Here is a 253-nt window from a genome sequence, read left to right on the forward strand (position 1 = left end):
GATCGTCAACGTCAATGGTGGCGCAATTGCCATTGGCCATCCGATCGGTGCGTCCGGTGCCCGCGTTCTGAATACGCTGGTTTTCGAAATGAAGCGCCGCGGCGCGAAGAAGGGATTGGCAACACTCTGCATCGGCGGCGGCATGGGCGTCGCGATGTGCCTAGAAGCACTTTAAATAGCATGCGATCAATGTCTTAATGACGTGATCGAAGGCGATAACAAGGGGAGCGAAACATGAGCAGAGTGGCTTTGG

The 253-nt window shown here is 55.3% G+C and carries 1 pseudogene; it reads left to right on the forward strand.

Annotated features, from left to right (window positions below):
- Positions 1-175: pseudogene (locus tag SB724_RS21100) on the forward strand (acetyl-CoA C-acyltransferase); the annotation flags it as partial.
- Positions 176-253: the final 78 nt, after the last annotated feature.

The sequence above is a fragment of the Bacillus sp. SIMBA_031 genome, assembly GCF_046535225.1.
GTDB classification, from domain to species: Bacteria; Bacillota; Bacilli; order Bacillales; family Bacillaceae; genus Bacillus; species Bacillus velezensis.